Below are 24,048 nucleotides of genomic sequence, written 5' to 3' on the forward strand. Positions count from 1 at the left end.
TCTTCTTTTTCCATTTTTTCTAATCTCCGTAGACTTACAGTATGGACAATGCACAGTATGAACCCTCTCCTCATCCCTTTATTATGCAACACCAAGATTGCATAATTTCCCCGAACTCTTATCGTATCGGGATGACCTACACCCAAAGTCTGCTCACAAATTGCCAAAGCTTGCTGATACAGGGGTTCGGCTTCGTTATAGCGTCCTATAGAACTGTAGAGTGCTGCGAGATTGTTCAAGATAGTAGCGACATTGGGATGGTTATCTCCTAGTAAGTGTTTTTTCAGTTCCAAAGCTTGCTGATATAGCGGTTCGGCTTCGCTGTAACGTTTTGTAGAAGCGTAGAGTTCTCCGAGATTGTTCAAGCTAGTGGCAACATCAGGATGGTTGTCTCCCAGTAAGTATTTTTTCAGTTCCAAAGCTTGCTGATATAGCGGTTCGGCCTCGCTACAGCGTCCTCTAGATTTATAGAGTCCTGCAAGATTGTCCAGGCTATTGGCGACATGAGGATGGTTGTCTCCCAGTAAGCGTTTGTACAGTTCCAAAGCTTGCTGATATAGCGGTTCGGCTTCGCTGTAACGTCCTGTAGAGTCGTAAAGTAATGCGAGATTGTTCAGGCTAGTAGCGACATCGGGATGGTTGTCTCCCAGTAAGCGTTTGTACAGTTCCAAAGCTTGCTGATATAGGGGTTCGGCTTCGCTATAGCGTCCTGTAGACTCGTAGAGTAATGCGAGATTATTCAGGCTAGTGGCGACATTGGGATGGTCGTCTCCCAGTAAGTGTTTAGTCAGTTCCAAAGCTTGCTGATATAGCGGTTCGGCTTCGCTGTAGCGTCCTGTAGAACGGTAGAGTTCTGCGAGATTGTTCAGACTAGCCGCGACATCAGGATGTTTTAAACCAAGATGATTTTCAGCTATATCTTTACATAGTTTGTACCAAGGTTCTGCTTGCTGATAAAGTCCTTGACCGTAATAAAACCAGCCTAAACCTCTGAAAGGCCAAATTAAATCCTCGTGGCTGAGATATTGGGATAGGTGGGTTGCAACTTCTACAAGGTGAGGGATATATGGAGTGAAATTGAAAATATCTTCACGGTTAGGCTGTTGAGGAATTCGCTTTGCCACGTTTATCATTATCGCTACAAAAGCAGTTTTCAGCTTATCCGCCTCATTTGACTCATCCAACTTCATTTGGAAAAATTGCCGAATCAGTGGATGTAGACGATAAATTCCTTTACCTTGCCATTGTATTAAATGCAGTTTCCGCAACTGCGCTATAGCTTTCTCCCAAAGTTCTTGTTCTTCGTCATCTTCTATCCACTCAACAGAAAAAGGAATATTAGCCAAGGCATACAAACTCAGCCAACAGCCTAAGCCTTGTGCTTTCTCATCTAACTGTTCCCAACTCAATGCAAAAGCTTCAGCAACGCCATATTCATAACGCATTAATGGGTTAGCCTTGGCTATTGCTTCGTGTTCCAGTCGCTTTTTCTCTAGCCGCTTCAGCAGTTTTTCCAGAGACAAATCTAGCATTGTATCCAGATATCGCCCCACTAACTCTAACACCAAAGGCAAATATCCTAAGAATTTACAAATTTCTCTCGCAATCCAAGGTTCGCTTTTCAGTCGTTCTCTATCAACCAGCGACTTTAATAATTTCATTGCCTCCAATGGTTTGAGAACATCTAAACGTAATTGCGGCAAAGTTCTATCAAACCCCAGACGCGTTGTTAGTAATACTTTAAACCGGGGTGATTCTAAGGGTAGATAAGGCTGAACCTGTTTTTTGTAGTCGGTGACATCATCAAACACCAGCAATACTTCACCTTGTTGCCAATTTTGCCAGCAGTATCTCAGCCTATCTGCTAATTTCCAATCGTCCGGTACAATTTTGTTGAATTTTAATTCAAAAAATCTGAGAATCTGAATTCCGACATTTATTCCCTGTGCAGATAACCAGCAAACCCCACCTTGATAATTCTGCAAATGCTGTTTGGCGTATTGGATAGCGAGTTCAGTTTTGCCTACTCCACCCATACCCGCCACAGCTACAATGGCAACTTGCCGAGATGTTTGTAATGAGGAGTGCAGGTTTTGTAGTTCCTCCTTACGTCCCACAAATTTTTCAAATGGGACAGCAGGCGGAATATTGTGATGAATTTCTTTAATTATGGGACGAGTATCTTGCCCGCCATTATATTTCGCTGTCAGGCAAGCCCGTAACTTTTCTAGCTTACCGCGACTATTAGAAGTCGCTAATTCAGGATAGCTCTTGGCGAACTTATCATACACCTCAGTCATCCGCTTTTTGAAAGCAGCCGCACCAATGTTTAATTCGCTGGCAAGTTTTGCTTCACTCTTCCTTGAGTTTTCAGTCTTCAAACGCTCCACAAAAGCTGCTGTTTGTTCTGGGGATAAGCTATTAGTAGCAGCTTCATTGGCTAAAAAATCAGCCCATTGCATAGACAGCTTGTGAGATTTCTTCTCGATTCTACTTAATTTCTACTTTGTCTCCATTTCTAGGGAATCTCCTCTTCTTCTGGCAGAAATACGATTTGCATAGAAACATTTAAAATAAGTTTGAGCCGTGAAAACTGCCTTAACAACTCCAGTCAACTCCAATCAAACCACCCAAACTTCGCAATCAATCCCCGCCTTGCCAACATCGGTAGAGAATTCATCTACTTGGATGCGAGATGGATACAGTCCTACTGAAATCATCCTCGCGGCGGCATTTTTAACTTCATTATCCATTGGGGGAATTGCTACTGTGATTGTGGCGATTACGCGTCTAGTTAAAACTTTAGTGCCTGTGATGATAAGCCCAACAAGGGAAAAAAAGAAATAGTTAACTTAGAGCCAAGGTGAATGGAATGTTACAGTATTGCTAAAGCGCGAGTATGAAGCAGGATCGATTCGCTCTAATTATTGCTGTAAGACAACTTGCTAGAGAAATATGGAGGGCAAGCAAAGGCGATCGCAATTGCGATTGCAGACTAACAAGCATGTTGTAGTAAACGAATGCAAGCGCCTGATACGAAATTAAAAAATATTTGTTGCCGTGGATCTTTAACGTTAGCGTGATCGCATCTCTGATCAACTGCATCGCCGAAACGATAAAAGCTCAATCATCCGATTAGTGATCGCACTCCTTTTTCGGTCTACTGAAGGTGACTTAAGAGGGCGATCAATTACTTTAAAGTTTTTGTGAAGCCAGTAAAGAAGACAACAAAAAGCTCAGTGAATCTATTATTATACTGGTGATTTTTAAGGATGCTGTAGTGAGAGTAAATTAGTAGGAAGACCATAGATATCTAGTTATCTCTACAAAATTTTTTACTCAAGTTGCCTTGAGTAGAAAATTTTGTGCTGATGACTGCCAATTAAATCCCTCTTTTCCATCCTGTGGATCTTCAAGTTCAATTGGCTAGCTTTGATGATTGTAGTTCTAATTAGGAGACTATTCAAAATCGTGAAAACTGAAAAGCTCGCACTCTCGACTATTATAGCATTAGCTACCTTAGCTAGCACTGCAACGGCTGCACGAGCAGTCTCGCTTGTCAATCAAGCCTTAGACGTTCTCCCAGCGCCTCCCTTGGGTGAACCTGTTTTCAGTTTCACCCAGCTAGGAGCTACGTCCCTACCATATATTAGTCCTACTCTGACGACAGGATCGGGACCTGCACTAAGAATTAATAATAACCTAAATAACTTGGATGTCTCTGTCGGTGATATTGTGTATCGTCTGTTAAGCCCTGATGCTCAGTTTGGCACTGTTACTTCAAACCTTTACAAGGTGACGCTATCTGAAAACAACTCCGTTGCAACATTCACAGGCGCGCGCGTCAACCCTAGTCAAGTGTTCCGCATTCAGCGCACAGTCAGCGATGGATCGCCTGTTGATTTTACCTTGAGATTATCTACCGCAAATGAAACAAACACGCGTGCTATTCCTGAACCGACCACAATTGCAGGTCTAGCGCTTGCAGGTGTCGCTTGTGCCTACATCCGTCGGCGCAAACAGTAAGCCGCAGAGTAAACAGTGAAACGAGATATCTGACTTCTGAGTTGCAACCCCGATTCTAGGGACGATCCACATCAAGCAGTCGGATATCTGGTTAATGGCAGCTACAGGCAAGCGCAATTGTACTACCGTTGTGTTGGTCGAACTTGCGTTCAATTAAGTTGATTAATATCAAGTTGCAATCATCTGTGGTATTTCTCCTCTTGCTAGAAAGCTTCTCTGCTTCCCCTGCGTGCCAAAACTAATATGTTTGAATACAACTAGGTATAACTTGCGATCGCATCTCTCATCAACTGCAACGCCGAATACTGCAAATGCGTAGGCGTAGCCAGTCGCATTTTAGTCTCTTGAAAGAATATAATACTTACTTAAGCATCGATTTTTGCAATACAACTTGTAATTCCTCGTAATCCTCTGGTGTATCAATGTCGATGTCCCCTAGCGTAAACGGAATAGAAAACACTTGATTGAGGTTATCGTTAATAACTCTTTTTGCTCCTGAAGTTTCTTTCAAAGCAGCAAGTTCGGAAAAAAATATTTGACTAAATAAAGCGGGTACACCTAATGTACCTCCATATTCACAAGCAATTATCGGTTTTTTTGTTGAATAGTATGCATCAACAAGTTGATTAATAACTTGGTGAGAAACAAATGGCTGGTCACAAAGTGTAATAACTACTGCTTCTATTTTTTGCAGAAGATTATTTAACAATTCAATACCGCTTTTGATTGAAGTACTCATTCCACAAGCCCAATTTGGATTGTTAACTACTGTAACGGGAAGTTGCTTAATTTGGGGATAAATTTGTTCTGCATTTGCTCCAAGTACTACTACCACAGGTTGACAAACTGAAGCGATCGCTATTTCTGTAATATATTTTAAAAAACTACGTCCTTGGTAAAGCAATAGTTGTTTCGGTGTACCCATCCTAGTAGATGCACCAGCTGCAAGAATCATAATGGCTATGGTTGATTTCTCATTGTCTATAGCAGTCATAAAAACTATATGGTAAGTAGCAAGTTTGAGTTACTTTCATAACATTGGTGAATCGGTTGATTGCGATTTCTTAAAAAATTACCATTGCGGTTTGTTAGCACTGCTTGAATTTCCGCAATAATCGCGATCGCTATTTCTTCAGGTGTATCTGCTCCAATGTCAATCCCAATTGGGCCATGCAATCTTTTTAATTGTTCGGTAGTATAATCTATTCCTTGCAGATGTAAATCTTCAAGCAATCTTTCAGTACGCAGCTTTGGACCTAAAACCCCTATGTAGGGTGCAGGAGATGGCAGCAACATTTTCAAAATTTCTAGGTCGTCAAGGTAATTATGCGTCATCACTACAGTTACTGTGTGGGCATTTATAAACACCTGTTTATGTACAATTTCTCGCCGACTAAGAATAACATCACAAAGTATAGGAAATCGCGATCTAGTTGCCTCATTAGCTCGACAATCTACTATAGTAACGTCCCAACCTAATGCTTGAGCAAACTGGGCTACGGGTACAGCATCATAACCTGCACCAAATATTATTAAAGATGTGGGTGGTTGGATGACTTCGATGAAAACTTCGGCACTGCCTAAAGGTAACTGATAGTTGTTTACTCTTGACTTTTGATTAGCAAAGGCTGCTTGACTATCTGCAACCAGAGATTGAATTAAATTTGGATCTTTGATGTCAGTGATAATTTTACCATTTGGATACAGCAGGAGGCGCGACCCAAGTTTGACCTTGACTGCGCCTTCAAAGGCAAAGACTGTAGCAATAATACCCAAATGTTTTTTATGAAAACACTCCTGTATAAAAGCGATCGCATTTGGTGTGCTTTCTCCCTCAAGGCGTTCGATGAGAACTTGTACTATCCCATTGCACCCCAAACCAAAGCCCCAAAGAATATCCTCAGAGGCGGTGCTATCGTAAGTAACAACAATTGGTTCACCATCTGACATTCGTTGTTGAGTATGCTCAAATACATCGTTCTCCAAGCAACCAGCACTGATTGTTCCGATCATCCGACCTGTATTTGTCATCAGCATTTTAGCACCCGATCGACGATAGGTTGAACCTTGAGTTTTAACTACAGTCGCAAGAAAAGTCATTTCACCACTTTTTTGACTTGACTCGAAGCCTTCTAAAATTGCTTGTAATTCGTTCATTTGATTGTTTATTTTTCTGTTTCTAGCAGTTTGTCAGTTTGAGCAAGCAGTCCTAATGATAACAATGTGATGACTCGTGCCATCCTTTGCAATTGTGCATCGCTGCTAGACCCTCAACGTTGGAGACAATTGAGGCAATTGAGCGCTTGCGAAACAAAGATTTACGGAGCGGACTCCAAGTAGAGATTGTCATGACTGCGGTATGCAAGTATTTACTTCAAGATTCGAGGAGCAGGGCCACGAGTAGTATCCAATCCTGACACACGAGGTAAGGTAATCGTCTTGCCTGTTTGTGCCGCCTGGTAAATCAACGCTATCAGTTTTTGGTCTTGCAAACCTTCTTCACCAGGCGTATGAGGTTGTTTATTTTGAATCACACAATCCGCCATGTGATCGATTTCTAAGGCAAACTGATTCTTCTCACCTATCCGCACTTCGCTAATGTTTTCTGCCATGCTATTGGTTGGCGATTTGCGCGAAATCATCATTCGCAAACCGTTGTAGGAGAATCCTGGATCAAGCTGCGCCCAAGCATCAGAACCGAAGACGCGAAAGCGGCGTGCTTCGTGGAAACCGTAGCTAGTGGAGCAAATCCCTAGTATCCCACTGGGAAACCGCAGCTGGAAGGTGACACTTTCTTCAACTTCTTTGAAACGAGGATCACCAGGAGTGCTGAAGATTTGGGCGCTAATTGCGATCGGTTCCTCTCCCGTTAAATAGCGAGTTGCATTCAAGCAATAAATTCCCACATCCGGTAAAGAGCCACCTCCAGCTAAGGCACGTTTCAATCGCCATTGATTTAAGTCACCTCCTTGGTTTTGTCCGTTATCTGCCTGAATCACCTTCACAGTTCCCAATTCTTTGCTACGGATCATCCCAATCATGGCGCGATGGTGCGGCTCATATTGGCAGCGATAAGCAATCATCAGCTTGCGATCAGCTTGTTTGCACGCGTCGATCATCAGTTGAGCATCTTCGACTGTGGTTGCCATTGGCTTTTCACACAGAATATGCTTTCCAGCTTTCGCACCACGCACCGTATATTCCCGGTGCATGCTGTTAGGTAGTACAATATAAATCACATCAACGTCTGGATTGTTGCGGAGATTATCGTAATTCTGATAGCTGTAGATGTTCTGCGGTTTAATGCCATACTGCTGGGCAACTTGATTGGCTTTGGCAGTATCGCCACTAACTAACGCAGTTGGCTTTGCTAGTTTACATTCTGCAAATGCAGGCATGATTTCTTCCAATGTCAGTCTCCCTAGTCCGACGATCGCAAACCCCAAACGTCGCTCTGGAGGTAATGCAGTTGGTGGACCACCTGTATCAACCTCAGTCTTTTCCGAGATGGGCGGAAACTCAATCTGAGGCGGTAAGGAACCTCCGCGTGGGGTGGCTTGTCCAGTTGGCTGTTGGGCAACAACCTCTTCGCCCATACTACCAATTGCAGTGGCTGAAATGGCTCCTAACCCAGCAGTAGTGAGAATCTGACGACGAGAAAATTTTCCTTTAAACACTTCAGCCATCGTGGTTCCTTAATGATGAAATTTTAGATTTAGTACAACAATTCTTAGCAAATTAAATTTGGAAATACCCTGCAATGCCAATGCGTCGCTTTACAATGCCAATGCGTCGCCTGACAATGCTAATGCGTCGTTTAACAATGCCAATGCGTTGTCTAACAATGCTAACGCGTCGCTTAACAATGCCAATGCGTTGCCTAACAATGCTAATGCGTCGCTTAACAATGCCAATGCGTTGTCTAACAATAGCTAATGCATTCCTCTGCAATTAAAAATCTACGCTCTTACGCAAAACTTTACTTAGAGAATTTCAAGAAATAAATTATCTAATTCCTTCATGCAACGCTAGACATTAGATTTTTCTGAATAAAACTCTTTAACGTAGATGCACGACTCGCCACAGACTATCGCCTTGTTTACGAAACACTACGCGTAGCTTGCTTTGCAGGAGTACGCGTAGCGGACGCAAAGGGAAAGAAAGAAGAAATGTTTAACTCAACTGTATTGCTTTATGGGGTACTCGTTGGAGTTGAGGTACTGCTTGGAGTTGAGGTACTAGTTGAATTTCCAGGATTAACAAGGGAACGAACCTGTTGTAGGTGAGATTGGAGGGTTGGTAGCTTTTCAGCCGCAAATGCTTTCACATCTGCATCTTGTCCCTGTTGAGCTTCAGTTTGAAATGCGGAGACATCCTTTTCATGATCTTGAAGCATCTGATTCAAATATTGGCGATCAAAGTCAGCACCAGAAAGTTTGGATAAGCGTTGCTGGACTTGCTTATTTGTGCTATTGAGCTTAGTTGGCAGCGTTACACCTTTTTGAGCCGCCAACTGTTTAAGTTGATTATTCACCGGAGTGTGATCGTCAACCATACGTTGTCCATACTGTTTTACCGCATTGCTAGCTCCACGTTTTGATGCAAGTTTTCCTAATTGGACTTCTGCTAAACCACCTTGAGCGGCTTCAGTCATAAACTGTTTGTCTGAAGAACTGGGGGTATTTTGCCCTGGTGTAGTTGGTGATGCAGTTGGTGACGCAGTTGGTGATGGACTCTCAGTACCTTGTACAGGCACAGCAGATGGAGCTTCCGATGTAGTTTGGTCATGGGGAGTAGTTGGTGTGCAACCAGTTGCCAAAGATAAGGCGATCGCTACTATACCAGTAGAAAATATTTTAAAGTTGGACATAATTGTTCTCCTTGGATAAAGCTATATTTTCAAACGTCGAATGAAAAATAAGCGCGATCGCACCGTTGAGTACGATAGCTAATGCTGAAATCATGATAATGCCGATGCGTTATCTTCCCTCCATCCTTCCCATAACATCTCAAGGCTTTGAGGGTAAATACATCTTCCAATCGATAGACTCAGCAGCAATAAATTCTGAGATGACAGTGAATTGTCTGGCTTGTCGTGAAAATACATCGACTCACATCAACTCGGTGTAACTCACACTTGAGAATTTGCGTAGGCGTAGCCCGCCAAAGGCATCGCTGTTTCCCTAAACAAAATGGTTAAAAATAGTATTAATATTTACCCCAGCCAAGCTGGATTCATAGCTGTACTATCATTTTGGGTTGTGGTCTTATATCGTTCGTACTGCCCTTTAGCTGCTGCCTCACGGGTACGCGCTAACAATGCTGTAACTCGTGCCTGATCCATTGGTGCAAACGTGCGGACTGCCTCAAATGCCTGGTCTAAAATTTTCATACTATCGATGCCTGTAATTACAACTGAGGTTGGCAAATTCATTGCGTAGTGCAGGCACTCGATCGCACTGACTGTATTGCTTCTAAGAATGTAAGACTCCCCGATGGTTTTCATTGCCAAGACACCAATGTTATTTTTCACTAGCACAGGTAAAACCTGACGTTCAAAACTTCTAAAATGGGCATCCATGACATTCAAGGGCATCTGCACGGTATCGAAGCGGAAACCATTTTGTGCAGCAGTTTCCAACATTTGAAGGTGAATCTGGGGATTCTTATGTCCTGTGAAACCAATATAGCGAATTTTGCCCGCTTTTTGCGCCTCGACGACTGCCTCCATTGAGCCGCCAGGAGCAAAGACGCGATCGGGGTCTTCAAAGCGTAGTATTTCATGATGCTGCACTAAATCAAGATGATCGACCTGCAAATCTTTGAGCGATTCATCAATTTGCATTTTGGCAGCAGCTTTGGTGCGACCGTCGATTTTCGTCATTAAGAAGACTTTTTGGCGATAACCATTCTTAAGAGCATTTCCCATCCAACGATGGCTACGTCCATTGTGATAGTCCCAAGAGTTATCCATAAAGTTGATGCCGCGATCAATCGCACTGCGGATCAGCTTGATACTTTCTTGTTCCTCTTCAATTTTTCCAATGTGATACCCCCCCAAGCCAATCACAGATACTTGTTCTTTGGTGCGTCCGAGGTTGCGATACAACATTTCGCCGCGTCGAGTTGAAGCGGGTGAACTTTGGGCTAGCAGTTGAGTATTTTCATCAACAGGTTCTGCTTGAGCGAGGATCGGTTGCAAAAATCCTTCCGAAACTGCAAGTCCTGCTGCCACTAATCCCGAAGCAGAAGCAGTTTTTAACAAGCTGCGTCTACTGATTTCCATAATTGTCTCCTACAAGCAACAACAGGAATGAGCCATATAATATCACTGCTATCTGACACAGAGACTCTAGCTAAGGTGTGTTTTTAAACGTACTTCGCAAGATGCATTCATAATGCAAGTTGATGTATTCCCAATGCAAGTTAATGCATTCCCAATGCAAGTTGATGTATTCACAATGCAAGCCAATGCATTTACAAAGATGAACGAAAAAATGTGTGAGAGAATAGTTAGCGGGCATTATCCGCTAACTATGCTCTGACTAGTATAGATGTATAGATACTAACTCGAATCATATTTTTGATTATTTTTGATATCTTGCAGCTTCTTCAATTAGGTCAGAAAGTCCTAGCTCTAATGTATTGCCCAAAAAAAACACTGCGATCGCGCTTGTGTAACATCTGCAATTCTACACTCGCGTTTGGCGGCTACCGTTGCCATATCCTGTCTTGAAAACAGCGAGTGCTACGGTTTTGCAATATATAGTTCCAGTAAACAGTGTTACTTATATCAAAAGAGCAGGTTTAGTAAGAGTATATCTTTCAATATACTTATATATGAATATGCTTTACTCTTTTCATCTCAGCAATTAGATACTTGTTCAAGATTTATCTGGATATTTTAATATTATTAATTGGTCTTAATGCTTGGCGTAAGTGGCGACGTGCCAGAACTCGAAGGTAAAATCGGCTTTTATAAGGGAGTGAGCAGTAAGGTTGCGGGTGTTGCGAATTTCTTCGGTGTGTCGGAAATCCTCGCGCTCATCAGTCAGCCTAGTAACATTGATCGTACCAGAGCGGACGCTCCAGAAGCGCAGATCATCAGCGACTCCCTGAGCGAAAATACACGCAAAGCTAAGTCTGCTTCGCCAATCATGTATTAGAGGTTTCGATTGCAACGATCAATTGGCGTAAGTTTCAGGAGAACAAAGATGACAAATGACCTAAATTCCTACTTACCTGTACCAACTAAACGAAAATTTGCAGCCACTTTCAGTGTAGTAAGACCAATTAGCTTTTGGGTACAGTTAGCATTAGGTACTGTTTCTATCTTGGCTTTGTTACTGGCTATATTTAGCCGTAACGTCACTGCCCAAACAACAACGAATTCGGTTATGGGTTTTGGAGTATTTCTGGGAATTATTGGAATTTTAGTGCTGTGTTTCCGACTCTACTGGATGAACCGCTATAGGCGTTTAGATAAACTTTTACAGTTGCCTAATCGGGAATTACATCCAAGTAAACAGGACGTAATTCAAGTATTAAAAATTGGGTTAATTGTCAGTTTTATAGGGCTATTGTTAGCTTTTTTAGCATCTGAAGTGACTGTTATTGCTGTATTAGCGAAAACGCTAGCTCTGCCTCAAACAATAGGAGTCTATAGACCTGAAAATGTCATACGGTCTCTAGATATTTTTGTGGTTTTGGCCAATGTCAATCTGATTGGCGCTCACTTTGTCGGAGGCGCTACTTCACTTGGGCTGCTTAACTGGTTAGAGCAATAGTCACCAAAGCAAAAAGTCAGTAAAACGATACACTTAAAAAAAATTCCTTGCCGCCCGCTGGAAGGGATCGCAAGTTAATCAACTTGATTGAGATTGAAAATTAGCGATCGCCGATCATATGATTGAGGTTTCATCGTTTCGGCAATGCCTACGCATTTGCAGTATTTGGCGTTGCAGTTTATCAGAGATGCGATCGCCCTAACGTTAAAGATCCACGGCAAAATATCTTTTAACTTCATACCGGGCGCTTGCGTTCGTCTGCTATAACGCGCTTGTTATCCTATAGAGCGTAGGCGTAGCCCGTTTATGTACTTGACACTACTTTGCGGGGCGCTAAAAAGCCAAGGACAATTGCTACCAAGAACAATGCTGGAACATCACCAAACAGATGTCCATGTTCAACAGGGTCAATTACTGCATGTACCGCCATGATCAGCCCGTGGACTAAACTTGACCAGACGGTGAACCAGATTAAACTGAGGTGAGCTTCTGGTTGCCTTGAAGCTAACAGCAAAAAGACACCAAGCGTTGCATAAACACCAATGATCATCTGTTCGTATTCGTACTGACCTGGTTGCCATAACCAGCCTGATGCCCAGACCTGACTTAGCGGATAGATAAGTAGAAAAGCTATTCCAATAAGAACCAGAGCGATTCGTAAGTACCGATCACGCTCATCCATTGCTTTAACCTCCGCTATTTTCTAGTGCAGTCTTTACTTAACAAAACTGTATAATTTTGTGATTGTATTCCCATTAGTGACACTTCAGCTTTGAAGTGTTAGAAATTTTAATGCTCCTTGTGGTTTAAAACTGATTCAACTGTGAGTGCAAGTCGATGTATTCGCAATGCAAGTTGATACATTCATAATGCAAGCCGATACATTCACAATGCAAGCTGATACATTCACAATGCAAGCCGATACATTCACAATGCAAGCTGATACATTCACAATGCAAGCCGATGCATTCAAAATGCTTACCCTTTGTTTAAGCTTGCCCGATTTAAAATTTTATATTACTGATAGATTTTAAGTTGCAATGGATACATTAAATGTAGATTTTACTAGTAGATACATTTATGAGTATCCAAGATACAACACGCCGTTTGCGCCCTCAAACCATTAGTCAAGATATTAGCTCATTCCACGGTTTACAAACTGTCAGCACCTACAACACGACTCGTTCTGATGCCTCAGTTGCAAAGTTACAGGAAGTTTATCAGGCGATGTTGATTTCTCAACAAACTGAAACCGAAAAACTAGCTTTATACCGTGCTGCTTCTGATGCTGCTCGATTAGCAGAATGGGAATTTCATAATGCTGTATTAGCGATGAAAGAAGTCGTGCGCGGGCAATATGGTTCAGATAGCGATCAAGCTCAAGCGGTGGGATTGAAGAAAAAATCAGACCGCAAGCGTCCTTCCCGGAAAAAGCCAGATACGATCGCCAGTTAATCAACTTAATTGAGTTTAAAAATTAGCGATCACCAATCAGATGATTGAGTTTTCATCATTTCGGCGATGCCTACGCATTTGCAGTATTTGGCGTTGCAGTTTATCAGAGATGCGATCGCCCTAACGTTAAAGATCCACGGCAAAATATCTTTTAACTTCGTATCGGGGATATGAGTTGATGCACACCTTGGATACTGCATAGCGATGTCTACGACGGGCTACGCCTACGCTCTAATTCATACTTCAATTATGCAACGCCCGCTTCATAGCACAGCGAAGTTGTAGTATGGACGGCACATTGACAGGATTTCACTGAGCACCAGAAAGTTTCAACCTTAGACCGATTTGTTTAATAGCAGACTCCATAAATCCAGAACTAATAGAGCAAATCTGTTTTGCCTGACAGTAGCCATAGTTGATAATCCGACTTCGATGCTTGTTCAAATATGCACAAAAATCTGGAAGTCCCTTAATTGCAGAGATTGATGTCCAATGATTCCCGACAACTCTTACAAAGTCGGGTATCTGCGGCTTGTAATACTCAAGAATAATTCAGGATTGCTATATCTTTGATAACGGAAGAGTAGGCATAGACATTATACAGTTTGCCTTTACAGACTTAGTTTGTGTAATTTCAAATTTCCACTTTGAAGAATAATCAGGAAACTCATAACCAACACTCTTAACATGAGCCAACATTAGTTCATCTCGTTGATGCCAAACAGTAAATATTTTTTCCCTGCCATCATATAGCGTTTCTAGGTCAATTTGATAAATATCATTTACTCGCTTTAGCTTCAAACCCAACAAATTTAATAGTCGGCTGAGTATTTTTATTGCCGAAATCTGCTTTTTCTCTCCAATTAAATTAATACCAAGTGCTCTTTTAATATGCTTACTATGCTGGAAAGTGAGATTTTTTAACAATATCAAATCTTGATCATTTTCAGTAAATTCTCGTGTTAATTCAAGAAACTGAAGCATTCCTAAAGCTCTCATTACTTCAACTTTTAGCGTGTAAGTTTTTAAATCTGGTAAAAAAACTTTCCCTTCACCCCAAGATAATTGCTGATGCCATTCTTGCTCGTCTCTTATGTGAAAATACTCGCTCTCGTGAGTTAAATAATAGTGAATTAACAGTTGACGATAATATCCTTGTTCATCCTGCAATTTTAGCCAAGGAGTAATTTCTACACCATACCTTTGTGTAAGAATATATTTGTTGATTTGGTTGCGTTCTCCATCCGTTAGGGAATGCTTAACTAACATCTGCTCATATTCCATATAATTGATATCTTTAGCATTAGCTACAGCAGTTGCTATCGATAGTTGATTTTGTTGCTTAATTTCTTTAATTTTGCGTTTAATTTCTTTAGCTTTTTGACGACTTTGTACCCAATCTTTTTGAACTTTAACAATTTCTAAAATTAATCTTCTACGAGTAATTAAATCATCAGTATCAGTTGCCAGAAAGGCTAAACGTAAATCCCGAATAATATTATTGTGAACCGCATTACTCCGCATCTGAATTTGATGCCCATCAGTAATTAAACCATCTTGCATTGATTGCCGATAGAGGCGAATAGAAGTATTTACTCTTGCAGATAACTTTGCCCAGGTTCGCAAATGAATCGGATCGTAAACTAAGGGTAAATCTACATCTATTTTATGTAGGGGACTCAGCAAAGCTAAGTTTTCTTTTTGATTTTCTTGATACCAATCAGATAACAAGCGATAATTTGTACTCCCACTACCAATTAGACCAATACCTCGTTTAGCACACCAGACAACACGCGGTACATCATCCCTGACTCTTGCTAGCGCTTGTCTTGCTTCCGAGTCAGGAATTACCCCTTGAAAAATTCCATAAACTCGGTCAAAATGTTGGACATCAATACTAATTCCTGTACCAAGGCTAGGGGTAACAAAAACGCCATCATATTCAGATATTTTTTGATTAATCGCAGCGATAAAATCAACCGCTGCATGACCAGGTGTATTTATAGTGTGACTACTAACTACCAGAGTTTTAGGAAATTGTTGCCGTAACTTTTGTAGCCGCTCTTTCAGATAACGTTCAATTGTTTCACAACTATAACGCCCGGCCCGACTATCGGTAGTAACATAACATTTACGTCCAGCAAGTAAATCCAATTCTAGTTGGTGAATTAGCGGTGTTGGGTTTGGCGAATCATAAAAAGTCACGTCCCAACCTTGTTGAGGCTTCCACTGATTGAGAATTACCCAAGGTGTTAATTTAATTCCTGCCAATCCTTGTAAATATTCAAGGGAAACATCTGATAAATCAGCATCTTGGGCAATTACTAACCCCCCGCTTGTTAAAACTGTCGCAATGAGTTGCTGGAATAACTTTAATATTTTTACCCGTTTATGCTTACAAGTATTACTATTTAGCAGATGCCATAAAGATTGCTCTACTTCATCTAAAATTACTATTGCCCCGCGCCAATTTTCTGGGTTAAGTTTCCAAATCGAATCAACGCACAAGCCGAGGGATTGCTGAGGAAAGGGAGAGCGGAGGATAGGAGGAGCGGGGGTAAGTGTTTTATTAATCTTTTTCTCCCCATCTTCTTTATATGTTCCCCATTGAATACCAATTTTTTCACACAAGAATCGTCCAAGTAAGATTCTGTGAGTAATTAATAAAACAGGTTGATTTTTAGTTTTTGCTTGCCGAACAACGTCTTGTAGTGCTGTCGTTTTCCCCGTTCCTTTTGCTGATTTGACTCCTACTAATCCAGAGGTAGGAAAAGGTATTTCACCTATATAAGGACGGTTGAAGGTGAGTGCAGCAGGAATGCTTAACTCGGTGTGGGGTTTGGTTTGAGCAAGATAAATTTCTAAATCAACACTTTGGTGATAAATTTTATCGAAACTACTCACACCCTTAGCAACAATAAATTCATCAACTCCTTTTTCTATTCCTGGAAGTTCGATGACTTTTACAGGGCAATTTTTTTGCTGGAATAAACAACCAAGTTGAGAAATAGCATTGTTAACAGCAGTAATTGTCTTGGGTTGAGTTTCAAAATCAAAGCAAATGTAAAAGCTGCGTTCTGTAATTGCAAACGCTGCTAAATCGAGAATTAGCTGACGACAGGTAACTTTACCAAATTCATCTTTCACAACCCGATAACCACTGGTAATTCCGGGAATGGCAATAGCTACATATCCTTGCGTCAACAACGTGGCTGCTTTCTTTACACCCTCGCAGATGACAAGGGGGATATTCTGTTGCATCACCCATTGCCAAAAGCCTCCAGCCTCGCCATCAGGAGTAATGGTGATATAATCGGGCATGACTAGATTGTAACGTCCAGCGACTTGCTGCCAGACTTGCAACGTTACCCGCAAACAAAACACTCGCGTTGGTGTGCTTGGGGGATGCTCGTACTTGATGGACTTGCCATTGTGATTTTGTCGGGGTTGGTTTGGCTTAAAGCATCCCCATTCCATCATTTGCCAATTATTCAGAGGGTCTAGTCCCGAACACCACCAACCACCTTCTGTGATGTGAGCATAACGCTGCAACCAACTACTTTTCACCATTCCGCTATTGGTGCGAGGGAGTAGTCCAGAAATCAACAGGTACTCATAAGCTGTTACACCTTGGAGCGACCTAAAATTGAGATGCACTAAGTGTAAGTCTATACCACTACTCTTGACTAATTCTTCAAGGTGTTGGGGGTGTAAATAGTGCAGATGCATAGGGAAAGTCCCGAAGGGAAGACAATGAAATTAAAACAGTAACATGCATTTGCTTTTTTTTAATACGCCAAATTGCGGAGCTTTTATGATGCTTTTATTACTTTGTTGCTGGAGACACATCGGTTAAAGCTGTAGTGGGTTATTCTGCCTATTAGATTCCCAAAGTAATAATTTTGTATTGTGATATTTGTTCGCTTTTAATTTTTATTTATCAGTAAATTTTTGCGTTAAGGAATGCGATCGCTATATGTATCACTATGAGGTAATATATTCATCAAGTTCAAAAAGGCTTGACACTGAGCCTCCACCTGTACCCTACCTCATCTGTAAAATATGATCTCTTTGAATGAATAAAGACAAAAACGCTTGCACTACAGAATCCTTTAACCTCGCTCCAAAGGTTTGAGATAGCCTTGAGTGTTAACTTCTCTTTGCGATCGCAGCTAGTACAGATATCTTGACGTAACACTTTTACTCAAGTAGCACGGTAACTCCAAAAGCTGATTAGAGGTAAAATAAATAACAACTTTCCAAATGAGTTCAATCTGCTTTATAAACAGCACCTATTCTATAAACAAAACTGCACACAGAGAAATTAAATCGATGACGCACTGATGATATCCATGCCAACTTCTGCTTCTGCAATAACAATTTCATGTGATTATAGACTTGATACTTAGTAATATGTAATACTAACAAAGCCTCGTGACAATCACACATCTTCGACTATTGCCTACTGAACTCAATGCTGCTTGATTATGCGATCACTATAAATCATCACCATTTGACGAAATACCTCATACAAATAGTTTGAGAAATGGTAATAATATATGGCTTTGTCAAAATTCCTAGACGCACAAATAATGTTAAAAAATAAGAACATCTTCCGCAAATTACTGTTGAGAAAGTTAATTTTCTATATGAGTAGAGTGGAACTTCTTTAGTAAAAGAGGGATCTAATTAGTTTGATTATTAACTATTCACTCTTTGGGGAGGTAATTAGTCTCCAGAAATGACAACATATTTTTGAACTGTAACATTATGTGGAAATCAAAGTTAATATTTAGATTTATACTATCGGCTGCGGCGATCGCCAGTAGCGTGCAGCTAAGTTCAGTGAGTAACTATGCTATTGCTGAAAGTGCATCTTCCAATCCCACTGTTGAATCTGGTCAACAAAATCAAACTTTAGAAGATGCCAAGGTTGTGATGACAGGAGTCGGTATAGGAGCGATCGCAGGCTTACTAATTTCTGGTTTATGGTATCAAAAACGTCGTTACCACAAAATCCAGTCACGTGCCAAAATAAACCGCTTTCGTGAAGAGTTTCTCTGCGGCTCTTTAGCAGATTATTACTTATCTAATTCTAAAGCAAATTCTTCACCTACAAATTCTCGGAAAACTTTACCAACACCAACTAAAGAAGAATTCCCTAATTCTGACGAAACTTTCGTAACGCCAACTAAAGAAGAAATATCCGATCCTTCTACTTCTGAAACAAATAATCTAGCAGCAGAACCTATGCCAACTGCACTATCTGACTGCTACTACAAGTTAATTGAGGAAATTGTTAATATTGACCTCGAAGGTCAAATCAGTTCTAAAGAGTATATATATAGTCAATTAGTAGAAAATGTGAGCAGTGGTAATGGTGAAATCTTTGAACGCTGTTTAAGCGATCGCTTGCATTCTACTCAATCTGAACTACATAAAGTAATAAATTCTCCGAGTTTATTCCAAAAAGAGACTCCTGATTTAAAGAAAGCTCGTTTAAATCGCACCTTGAAGGCATTACAAAGTATTCAAGGGGAATGGGAACAAATCCAAAAACAAAAACGAAATTAAGCCTTAGTTACTGCAGCTGTGCAACAAATTCTCACGGACTGAAAAGATTTTTGCTTTTCAGTCTGGTTACAAAATCGAAATAACATTATTAAATTTATTAGTGTGGACGGTTACAGCATCTCGAACTTTATTTTCCTAGGGTTGGGTTTCATCTTTCTTCTTCTTTTTCGTCAATTCCCAACTCTTGACGTAGTTCGTCAATACTTTGAGATTTTAAAGTTTTAGCTTTTGCTCTTTCCAAAGCAGTTAACAGACAAACTGTATTTTTAGGCGAACGAAGTAAATGAGATGTTTTTAGTAAACTATCTAGTTCATCTTTGAGAATTGTGTCTTAGCTAAAATCAGTATTGATAAGTCAATACCATTGCCAAAATAAGAGCTTAGAAAAATTTTGGCAAAAATGGCAAAATGACCCATACATCAACGTCAGGTATATAAGGTAGGTTGGAGGCTCAAACCCTTGATACTGCGGATAATACGTTAAAAAAACCTTACGTAAAACCTGGAAGGAATTTGTAGGACTTATTGTTTTTGCCAAACCTAACAGACAAGGGAGTTAATACATCAATTCACCCTCGTAAATTGGCGAAGGTATTGATAAGTGCTTTAAACTTCTAAGTATCTAGAACTAATCAAAACACTATAAAAAGACCAGGTAGTTTACTGACTCTACTCACATAATAATTTAGCAGTCAACTTGGAGGGCTGACTGCTGGATATTGTTAAGCCCTGAAACTATGTCCTGATAGCTTTCTTCTCGGCGTATAAGACCTCAGTTTGGTATATCTCTTTAATGCCCCGATCGCAATTAATTTTCTAGGTGCTGCACTAGCTCGTTGCTAAATAGGACGTAAAACTTCTAATTCACTAGGATGAGTTAAAACCTTGCCTAATGGCTCACTGAAATAAACAACTTGATAATTAGGCGCGAGTTCTGTTTGCAGTTGCTTCCATAGACTAATTCCTTGTTCTTCAAAAGCCGCTTCAGCTTCTGCACTCAAATCTGGTGAATTAGCAGGATCTTGCCAATTTAATGTTTCATTGTAAGCAGATGCCCATTTTCTCAAATGGCTAATAGTTTCTTGACTGAGGGGTAGTCTTGCTGGATCGATATTACCAACTTTATCAGCATCTGCCCACCATAAAGGATCGCACCCATAATCAGCCATTAGTTTTATCTTTACTGCCATAGCTATTCAAATGAAATTATGGTGAGGCGGGATTAGCTCCGACTATATAACCATTATCACCTATCGTCACTGCTATGCATTGTGTTTGTTCATTAAAAATTACTTCATAGATTTTTCGACGAGGTTCTATCGTTCCTTGATAACCCAAAAACTTTCCTCTTGTCACAGCAGCCATAACAGCATCCAGGATTTCATTTTCGGAGATTCCACGTCTGGCAAAGTCCTCTTGATGTCTCTCTAAGATGTGTGCGAGTCCCCTTCCTCCTGTACCAGCTTTGCCCTCTTCTAAAAATACGATTTTGCCATCAGCTTGCTTGGCAATCTGCACAACCTTTTCTGGACTGTGCTTAATACCAGTCTGACACAGTGCCGCAAACAATGCTGCTTTGTCATCGTTCATATTTAATTTAGTTATTTTAAATAGTTATTGAGAGAAATAATATATAAAAATTAATATTAAATCTATGATATCTCATAATTTAATTTTTACCAATAAAGCAAAAAAATGAGGGTAAAGAGTATACATAACTCCTCACCCCTCAATCTTATAAATTAAACTCTAAACTAAGCTCCAACAGCTTCCTTGGCAGCGTACAACACCTCAGCATTTATTTCTTTGAAACCGCGATCGCGCGCAAATTTCTCAGTATTACGCTTCACTTTGCCGCGAACAAATCCCGGAATCTTATTCAATTCTGCTTGACCATCTTTTGTCCAATTCAAATCAGAATCAGCAGAAATTCCCCTAGTAATAACTTCTTTAGTATCATGACCACCGAAGATTTCTAATAGGTGATCTTCCATTCCCAAAGTGAAGGAATTGTAGATCAAATCTGTAATCTGATTCGTGCCTTCGTAACCCATAAATGGTTTGTAACCAATGGGGAAGTTTTGGACGTGGATTGGTGCAGCAATTACGCCGCAAGGAATATCTAAGCGCTTACCAACGTGGCGTTCCATTTGCGTGCCAAAAATGGCAGAGGGTTCGACACGAGCGATCGCATCCCCAATTGCACCATGATCTTCAGAGATTATCACTTCATCGCAATACTCACTAACCTGTTCGCGGAACCAGTCTGCATCATATTTACAGTAAGTTCCAGCCCAAACAACATGAATCCCCATTTCTCGCGCCAGAATCTTAGTAATGGCGGCGGCGTGGGTATTGTCACCAAAGACCACAGCTTTTTTGCCAGTCAAGTTTTGACAGTCAATCGAACGGGAGAACCAAGCAGCCTGAGAGACATAGAGGGTTTGCTCATTGATGAAGTCTTCATAGTCAACTTCTGCACCTTGAGCGTTGATTACCTGCTGAATCTTGCGAATACAACGGGCAGTTTCCACTACACCCATTGGAGTAATGTCTATATAAGGTGTGCCAAATTGTTCTTCTAGGTAACGGGCTGTGGTCAAACCGAGTTCACGGTAAGGCACCAAGTTAAACCAGGCTTGGGACATCTTTTTCAAGTCATTCACCGAAGCACCTTCAGGAATTAAAGTATTTACCTCAATTCCCAAGTCAGCCATCAGCCGCTTGAGTTCGGTACAATCGTGATTGTTATGGAAACCGAGGGTGGTTGTACCGATAATGTTAACTGAGGGCTTTGCTGTTTTGCCTTCAGGCAATTGGCCGCGCTTTTGAGCTTTTTCAATGTAGTATTGGACGATTTGATCCAAAGTGCGATCGGCAGCTTGCAGTTCGTTGTAGCGGTAGTGGTTTACATCCGCCAGCATTACGTCTCCTTTTGCTTCCAACTGCGCCCGTTCAACAAAATTGTGCAGATCCTCTTGCAAAATGCTGGAGGTACAGGTGGGAGTTAACACAATCAAATCTGGGTGTTCCTCGGCATCCTTGCGAGTAATGTTATCTACCACCTTCTCTTGGGAGCCGCGGGCCAAAACGTTGCGATCAACGACACTGGTTGTCACCGGAGTAAAATCCCTCTCCCGCGATAGCATGGAGCGCATGACGTTGAAGTAGTCATCGCCAAGTGGGGCGTGCATAATCGCATGAACATTTTTAAAAGAACTAGCGATTCGCAGAGTGCCGATGTGGGCTGGGCCAGCATACATCCAGTAAGCCAATTTCATGTTTGTGTCTCCCTTTTAAACTCAAATAACTAAGTAAATGGGCGTAAAAAATATAAGATAGAGCTTACCACCAACCCCTTCGGTGCGTAGTTTACCGCCGTAGGCATCGCCCAGCGTACCCTTAGCAGGGAAGGGGAGAGGTTTGGAGAGAGGTATTATCTTTAATTCAGCTCATTTACTTATAAGTGCTTGATTATTAAATCGTTTCTGATTTTCTCAAACCTGCTGGCTGAAAAAAAATAAGGTTTGTTGCAGGTTTTAGGGGAGGAAATATAGCTGAAACCTAGTTAGTGCTTAGGATGCAGCTATCAATTTAAACAACATTCCTGTTAGTTTTGTAAAAAAATCTTAATGTTCCGGTAAATTTGTTTATTTATCTCTCATTCCCTAGTCAGTTGCGTTTTTACCTAATTCACTAAGATGTACACAAGCTCATTTTCACAACAATTATGGTGAAAACACCTTCCCAGCTTTGGACAATTCCTCCTTTAGAAAATGGCGACAAACTTACCCGCTATGAATTTGAGCATCGCTATAATGCCACTCCTAACCTAGAAAAAAGCTGAATTAACCGAAGGGATTGTCTATATAATGCCTGCTGCTGGGCGTTTCCGAAGTCACGGTCAACCGCATAGTTGGATTGATCGCCTATGAACAATAAGGGTGTTAGGATATTTTTCACCAGCTGAATCTGACTTATGAAATTAGTTTGCTCACAAAGCGATCTCAGTACAAACCTCTCACTCGTTAGTCGTGCAGTACCTTCACGACCAACTCATCCAGTACTTGCCAATGTGCTGTTGCAAGCGGATGCTGAAACTAACCAAGTAAGCTTAACAGCCTTCGATCTCAGCTTGGGAATCCGCACCAGCTTTAACGCAGAGGTATGGGAAAGTGGTGCGATCGCACTTCCTGCTAAATTACTTGTAGACATCACCTCCCGTCTTCCAGAAGGCGAAATCACTCTCGATGATGAATCAGCCCTCACAGGTGCAACATCTGGTGGAGAAGGTTTAATAGTCACACTCACACCCAAAAGTGGACATTACCAAGTCCGAGCAATGGAGCCAGAAGAATTTCCCGAACTCCCTATAATTGAAAATACAGAAGTAATCCATCTCACCACCACCGCATTAATTGAAGGATTACGCGGTTCATTGTTTGCTACCAGTGCTGATGAAACCAAGCAAGTACTCACAGGAGTACATTTAACAGTCAAACAAGATACTCTAGAATTTGCAGCTACCGACGGACATCGCCTCGCAGTCGTAGAAACTAGCAACGAGCGTCCTCTAGGCGGAACTAGTCAACTAGAAGTGACAGTACCAGCTAGAGCATTACGGGAACTCCAAAGAATGTTGGCTCATAGCGCCTCATCAGATGAACCTGTAGCTTTATATTTCGATCAAGGTCAAGTTGTGTATGCATGGCAAAATCAACGCTTGACTAGTCGCACATTAGAAGGGCAATATCCTGCTTATCGACAATTAATTCCACGCCAATTTGAGCGACAAGTAACAATTGAACGGCGACAATTTGTCAGCACTTTGGAGCGGATTGCTGTGTTAGCGGATCAAAAAAATAATATTGTCAAGCTCAGTATTGATAGCGAAGCTCAAGAAATTACCTTATCTTGTGAAGCTCAAGATGTAGGCAGTGGTAGAGAGTCGATGCCAGCACAAATTTCTGGTGAAAATATTGAAATTGCTTTTAACATTAAATATTTGATGGAAGGCTTAAAAGAATTACCATCTACAGAAATTCAAATGCATTTAAATCAAAGCCTAACTCCAGTAATTTTTACACCATTGGGTGGTTTGAAAATGACCTATTTAGCTATGCCTGTGCAACTTAGAAGTTAGAACTGATTTATCACCTAAAAATCCAATTACTGTAAGATGAAATGTCATTTAACCCTGATTTAG

21 protein-coding genes and 2 pseudogenes are annotated in these 24,048 nt (G+C 41.1%); 9 read left to right on the forward strand and 14 right to left on the reverse strand.

Going from position 1 to position 24,048, the window contains the following annotated elements; translation table 11 throughout:
- The coding region (locus V7K89_RS24985; protein WP_335191957.1) for a tetratricopeptide repeat protein at positions 1–2,462 on the reverse strand (2,462 nt) is incomplete at its 3' end.
- A 124-nt stretch (positions 2,463–2,586) separates the two neighbouring features.
- On the opposite strand from V7K89_RS24985, the gene V7K89_RS24990 reads away from it, so the two are divergent.
- Both V7K89_RS24990 and V7K89_RS24995 read left to right on the forward strand, forming a co-directional pair.
- A complete protein-coding gene (locus V7K89_RS24990) occupies positions 2,587–2,847 on the forward strand; it encodes a hypothetical protein (RefSeq protein ID WP_335191959.1) in 261 nt (86 codons plus the stop codon).
- Positions 2,848–3,471: 624 nt separating this feature from the next.
- Positions 3,472–4,026 carry a PEP-CTERM sorting domain-containing protein gene (locus V7K89_RS24995; protein WP_335191961.1) on the forward strand — a complete coding sequence of 185 codons (555 nt, stop codon included), beginning with the start codon at positions 3,472–3,474 and terminating at the stop codon, positions 4,024–4,026.
- A 361-nt stretch (positions 4,027–4,387) separates the two neighbouring features.
- On the opposite strand, the gene V7K89_RS25000 is transcribed toward V7K89_RS24995, so the two are convergent.
- From V7K89_RS25000 to V7K89_RS25020, 5 genes are all read right to left on the reverse strand, one after another.
- The gene (locus V7K89_RS25000) at positions 4,388–5,020 is read right to left on the reverse strand and encodes a nucleotidyltransferase family protein (RefSeq protein WP_335191963.1); all 633 of its coding nucleotides are present in this window, start codon (positions 5,018–5,020) and stop codon (positions 4,388–4,390) included.
- Positions 5,021–5,025: 5 nt separating this feature from the next.
- Positions 5,026–6,183 carry an XdhC family protein gene (locus tag V7K89_RS25005; RefSeq protein WP_335191965.1) on the reverse strand — a complete coding sequence of 386 codons (1,158 nt, stop codon included), beginning with the start codon at positions 6,181–6,183 and terminating at the stop codon, positions 5,026–5,028.
- A gap of 212 nt (positions 6,184–6,395) precedes the next feature.
- Positions 6,396–7,712 carry a Gfo/Idh/MocA family protein gene (locus V7K89_RS25010; RefSeq protein ID WP_335191967.1) on the reverse strand — a complete coding sequence of 439 codons (1,317 nt, stop codon included), beginning with the start codon at positions 7,710–7,712 and terminating at the stop codon, positions 6,396–6,398.
- A 52-nt stretch (positions 7,713–7,764) separates the two neighbouring features.
- The gene (locus V7K89_RS25015; protein ID WP_335191969.1) at positions 7,765–7,977 is read right to left on the reverse strand and encodes a hypothetical protein; all 213 of its coding nucleotides are present in this window, start codon (positions 7,975–7,977) and stop codon (positions 7,765–7,767) included.
- Between the two features lie 241 nt (positions 7,978–8,218).
- On the reverse strand, positions 8,219–8,896 hold the full coding sequence (locus V7K89_RS25020) for a DUF4142 domain-containing protein (protein ID WP_335191971.1): 678 nt from the start codon (positions 8,894–8,896) through the stop codon (positions 8,219–8,221).
- Positions 8,897–8,961: 65 nt separating this feature from the next.
- Between V7K89_RS25020 and V7K89_RS25025 the strand changes: the two genes are divergently transcribed.
- Complete coding sequence (locus tag V7K89_RS25025; RefSeq protein WP_335191973.1) at positions 8,962–9,156, forward strand: hypothetical protein; 195 nt, start codon at positions 8,962–8,964, stop codon at positions 9,154–9,156.
- An 85-nt stretch (positions 9,157–9,241) separates the two neighbouring features.
- Here V7K89_RS25025 and V7K89_RS25030 read toward each other — a convergent pair whose 3' ends face one another.
- A complete protein-coding gene (locus V7K89_RS25030; RefSeq protein ID WP_335191975.1) occupies positions 9,242–10,312 on the reverse strand; it encodes an aldo/keto reductase in 1,071 nt (356 codons plus the stop codon).
- A 640-nt stretch (positions 10,313–10,952) separates the two neighbouring features.
- On the opposite strand from V7K89_RS25030, the gene V7K89_RS25035 reads away from it, so the two are divergent.
- Positions 10,953–11,192, forward strand: coding sequence for a hypothetical protein (locus tag V7K89_RS25035; RefSeq protein WP_335191977.1), 240 nt, complete (start codon positions 10,953–10,955; stop codon positions 11,190–11,192).
- Between the two features lie 48 nt (positions 11,193–11,240).
- Complete coding sequence (locus tag V7K89_RS25040; RefSeq protein ID WP_335191978.1) at positions 11,241–11,813, forward strand: DUF3611 family protein; 573 nt, start codon at positions 11,241–11,243, stop codon at positions 11,811–11,813.
- Positions 11,814–11,887: 74 nt separating this feature from the next.
- Here V7K89_RS25040 and V7K89_RS25045 read toward each other — a convergent pair whose 3' ends face one another.
- Both V7K89_RS25045 and V7K89_RS25050 read right to left on the reverse strand, forming a co-directional pair.
- Positions 11,888–12,052 (reverse strand): hypothetical protein, encoded by a 165-nt coding sequence (locus V7K89_RS25045; protein WP_335191980.1) that lies wholly within the window; start codon positions 12,050–12,052, stop codon positions 11,888–11,890.
- A gap of 65 nt (positions 12,053–12,117) precedes the next feature.
- The gene (locus V7K89_RS25050; RefSeq protein WP_335191982.1) at positions 12,118–12,495 is read right to left on the reverse strand and encodes a DUF6632 domain-containing protein; all 378 of its coding nucleotides are present in this window, start codon (positions 12,493–12,495) and stop codon (positions 12,118–12,120) included.
- 398 nt (positions 12,496–12,893) lie between these two features.
- Here V7K89_RS25050 and V7K89_RS25055 point away from each other — a divergent pair, with 398 nt between their 5' ends.
- Complete coding sequence (locus V7K89_RS25055; RefSeq protein ID WP_335191984.1) at positions 12,894–13,268, forward strand: hypothetical protein; 375 nt, start codon at positions 12,894–12,896, stop codon at positions 13,266–13,268.
- 309 nt (positions 13,269–13,577) lie between these two features.
- Here V7K89_RS25055 and V7K89_RS25060 read toward each other — a convergent pair.
- Both V7K89_RS25060 and V7K89_RS25065 read right to left on the reverse strand, forming a co-directional pair.
- Positions 13,578–13,724: pseudogene (locus V7K89_RS25060) on the reverse strand (ISKra4 family transposase); the annotation flags it as partial.
- A gap of 105 nt (positions 13,725–13,829) precedes the next feature.
- A complete protein-coding gene (locus V7K89_RS25065) occupies positions 13,830–16,997 on the reverse strand; it encodes a plasmid replication protein, CyRepA1 family (RefSeq protein WP_335191986.1) in 3,168 nt (1,055 codons plus the stop codon).
- A 1,041-nt stretch (positions 16,998–18,038) separates the two neighbouring features.
- Between V7K89_RS25065 and V7K89_RS25070 the strand changes: the two genes are divergently transcribed.
- Complete coding sequence (locus tag V7K89_RS25070; protein ID WP_335191987.1) at positions 18,039–18,842, forward strand: hypothetical protein; 804 nt, start codon at positions 18,039–18,041, stop codon at positions 18,840–18,842.
- Between the two features lie 839 nt (positions 18,843–19,681).
- On the opposite strand, the gene V7K89_RS25075 is transcribed toward V7K89_RS25070, so the two are convergent.
- From V7K89_RS25075 to bchB, 3 genes are all read right to left on the reverse strand, one after another.
- Positions 19,682–20,032: a hypothetical protein gene (locus tag V7K89_RS25075; protein ID WP_335191989.1), complete on the reverse strand. Its 351-nt coding sequence runs from the start codon at positions 20,030–20,032 to the stop codon at positions 19,682–19,684.
- Positions 20,033–20,048: 16 nt separating this feature from the next.
- Positions 20,049–20,432: a hypothetical protein gene (locus tag V7K89_RS25080; RefSeq protein WP_335191991.1), complete on the reverse strand. Its 384-nt coding sequence runs from the start codon at positions 20,430–20,432 to the stop codon at positions 20,049–20,051.
- Positions 20,433–20,596: 164 nt separating this feature from the next.
- Positions 20,597–22,123 (reverse strand): ferredoxin:protochlorophyllide reductase (ATP-dependent) subunit B, encoded by a 1,527-nt coding sequence (gene bchB / locus V7K89_RS25085; RefSeq protein WP_335191993.1) that lies wholly within the window; start codon positions 22,121–22,123, stop codon positions 20,597–20,599.
- A 449-nt stretch (positions 22,124–22,572) separates the two neighbouring features.
- Between bchB and V7K89_RS25090 the strand changes: the two are divergent.
- Positions 22,573–22,765 (forward strand): annotated as a pseudogene (locus V7K89_RS25090) (Uma2 family endonuclease); the annotation flags it as partial.
- A gap of 56 nt (positions 22,766–22,821) precedes the next feature.
- Positions 22,822–23,985 (forward strand): DNA polymerase III subunit beta, encoded by a 1,164-nt coding sequence (gene dnaN, locus V7K89_RS25095; protein WP_335191995.1) that lies wholly within the window; start codon positions 22,822–22,824, stop codon positions 23,983–23,985.
- Positions 23,986–24,048: the final 63 nt, after the last annotated feature.

It is taken from the genome of Nostoc sp., from assembly GCF_036917515.1.
Lineage (GTDB): Bacteria > Cyanobacteriota > Cyanobacteriia > Cyanobacteriales > Nostocaceae > Nostoc.

Coding starts and splice junctions, on each gene's coding strand:
- bchB (WP_335191993.1), bottom strand. CDS start 22,123: ATGAAATTGGCTTACTGGATGTATGCTGGCCCAGCCCACATCGGCACT.
- V7K89_RS25010 (WP_335191967.1), bottom strand. CDS start 7,712: ATGGCTGAAGTGTTTAAAGGAAAATTTTCTCGTCGTCAGATTCTCACT.
- V7K89_RS25005 (WP_335191965.1), bottom strand. CDS start 6,183: ATGAACGAATTACAAGCAATTTTAGAAGGCTTCGAGTCAAGTCAAAAA.
- V7K89_RS25070 (WP_335191987.1), top strand. CDS start 18,039: ATGTGGAAATCAAAGTTAATATTTAGATTTATACTATCGGCTGCGGCG.
- V7K89_RS25035 (WP_335191977.1), top strand. CDS start 10,953: ATGCTTGGCGTAAGTGGCGACGTGCCAGAACTCGAAGGTAAAATCGGC.
- V7K89_RS25020 (WP_335191971.1), bottom strand. CDS start 8,896: ATGTCCAACTTTAAAATATTTTCTACTGGTATAGTAGCGATCGCCTTA.
- V7K89_RS25030 (WP_335191975.1), bottom strand. CDS start 10,312: ATGGAAATCAGTAGACGCAGCTTGTTAAAAACTGCTTCTGCTTCGGGA.
- V7K89_RS25080 (WP_335191991.1), bottom strand. CDS start 20,432: ATGAACGATGACAAAGCAGCATTGTTTGCGGCACTGTGTCAGACTGGT.
- V7K89_RS25045 (WP_335191980.1), bottom strand. CDS start 12,052: ATGAAGTTAAAAGATATTTTGCCGTGGATCTTTAACGTTAGGGCGATC.
- dnaN (WP_335191995.1), top strand. CDS start 22,822: ATGAAATTAGTTTGCTCACAAAGCGATCTCAGTACAAACCTCTCACTC.
- V7K89_RS25040 (WP_335191978.1), top strand. CDS start 11,241: ATGACAAATGACCTAAATTCCTACTTACCTGTACCAACTAAACGAAAA.
- V7K89_RS25065 (WP_335191986.1), bottom strand. CDS start 16,997: ATGCATCTGCACTATTTACACCCCCAACACCTTGAAGAATTAGTCAAG.
- V7K89_RS25075 (WP_335191989.1), bottom strand. CDS start 20,032: ATGGCAGTAAAGATAAAACTAATGGCTGATTATGGGTGCGATCCTTTA.
- V7K89_RS25055 (WP_335191984.1), top strand. CDS start 12,894: ATGAGTATCCAAGATACAACACGCCGTTTGCGCCCTCAAACCATTAGT.
- V7K89_RS25000 (WP_335191963.1), bottom strand. CDS start 5,020: ATGACTGCTATAGACAATGAGAAATCAACCATAGCCATTATGATTCTT.
- V7K89_RS25050 (WP_335191982.1), bottom strand. CDS start 12,495: ATGGATGAGCGTGATCGGTACTTACGAATCGCTCTGGTTCTTATTGGA.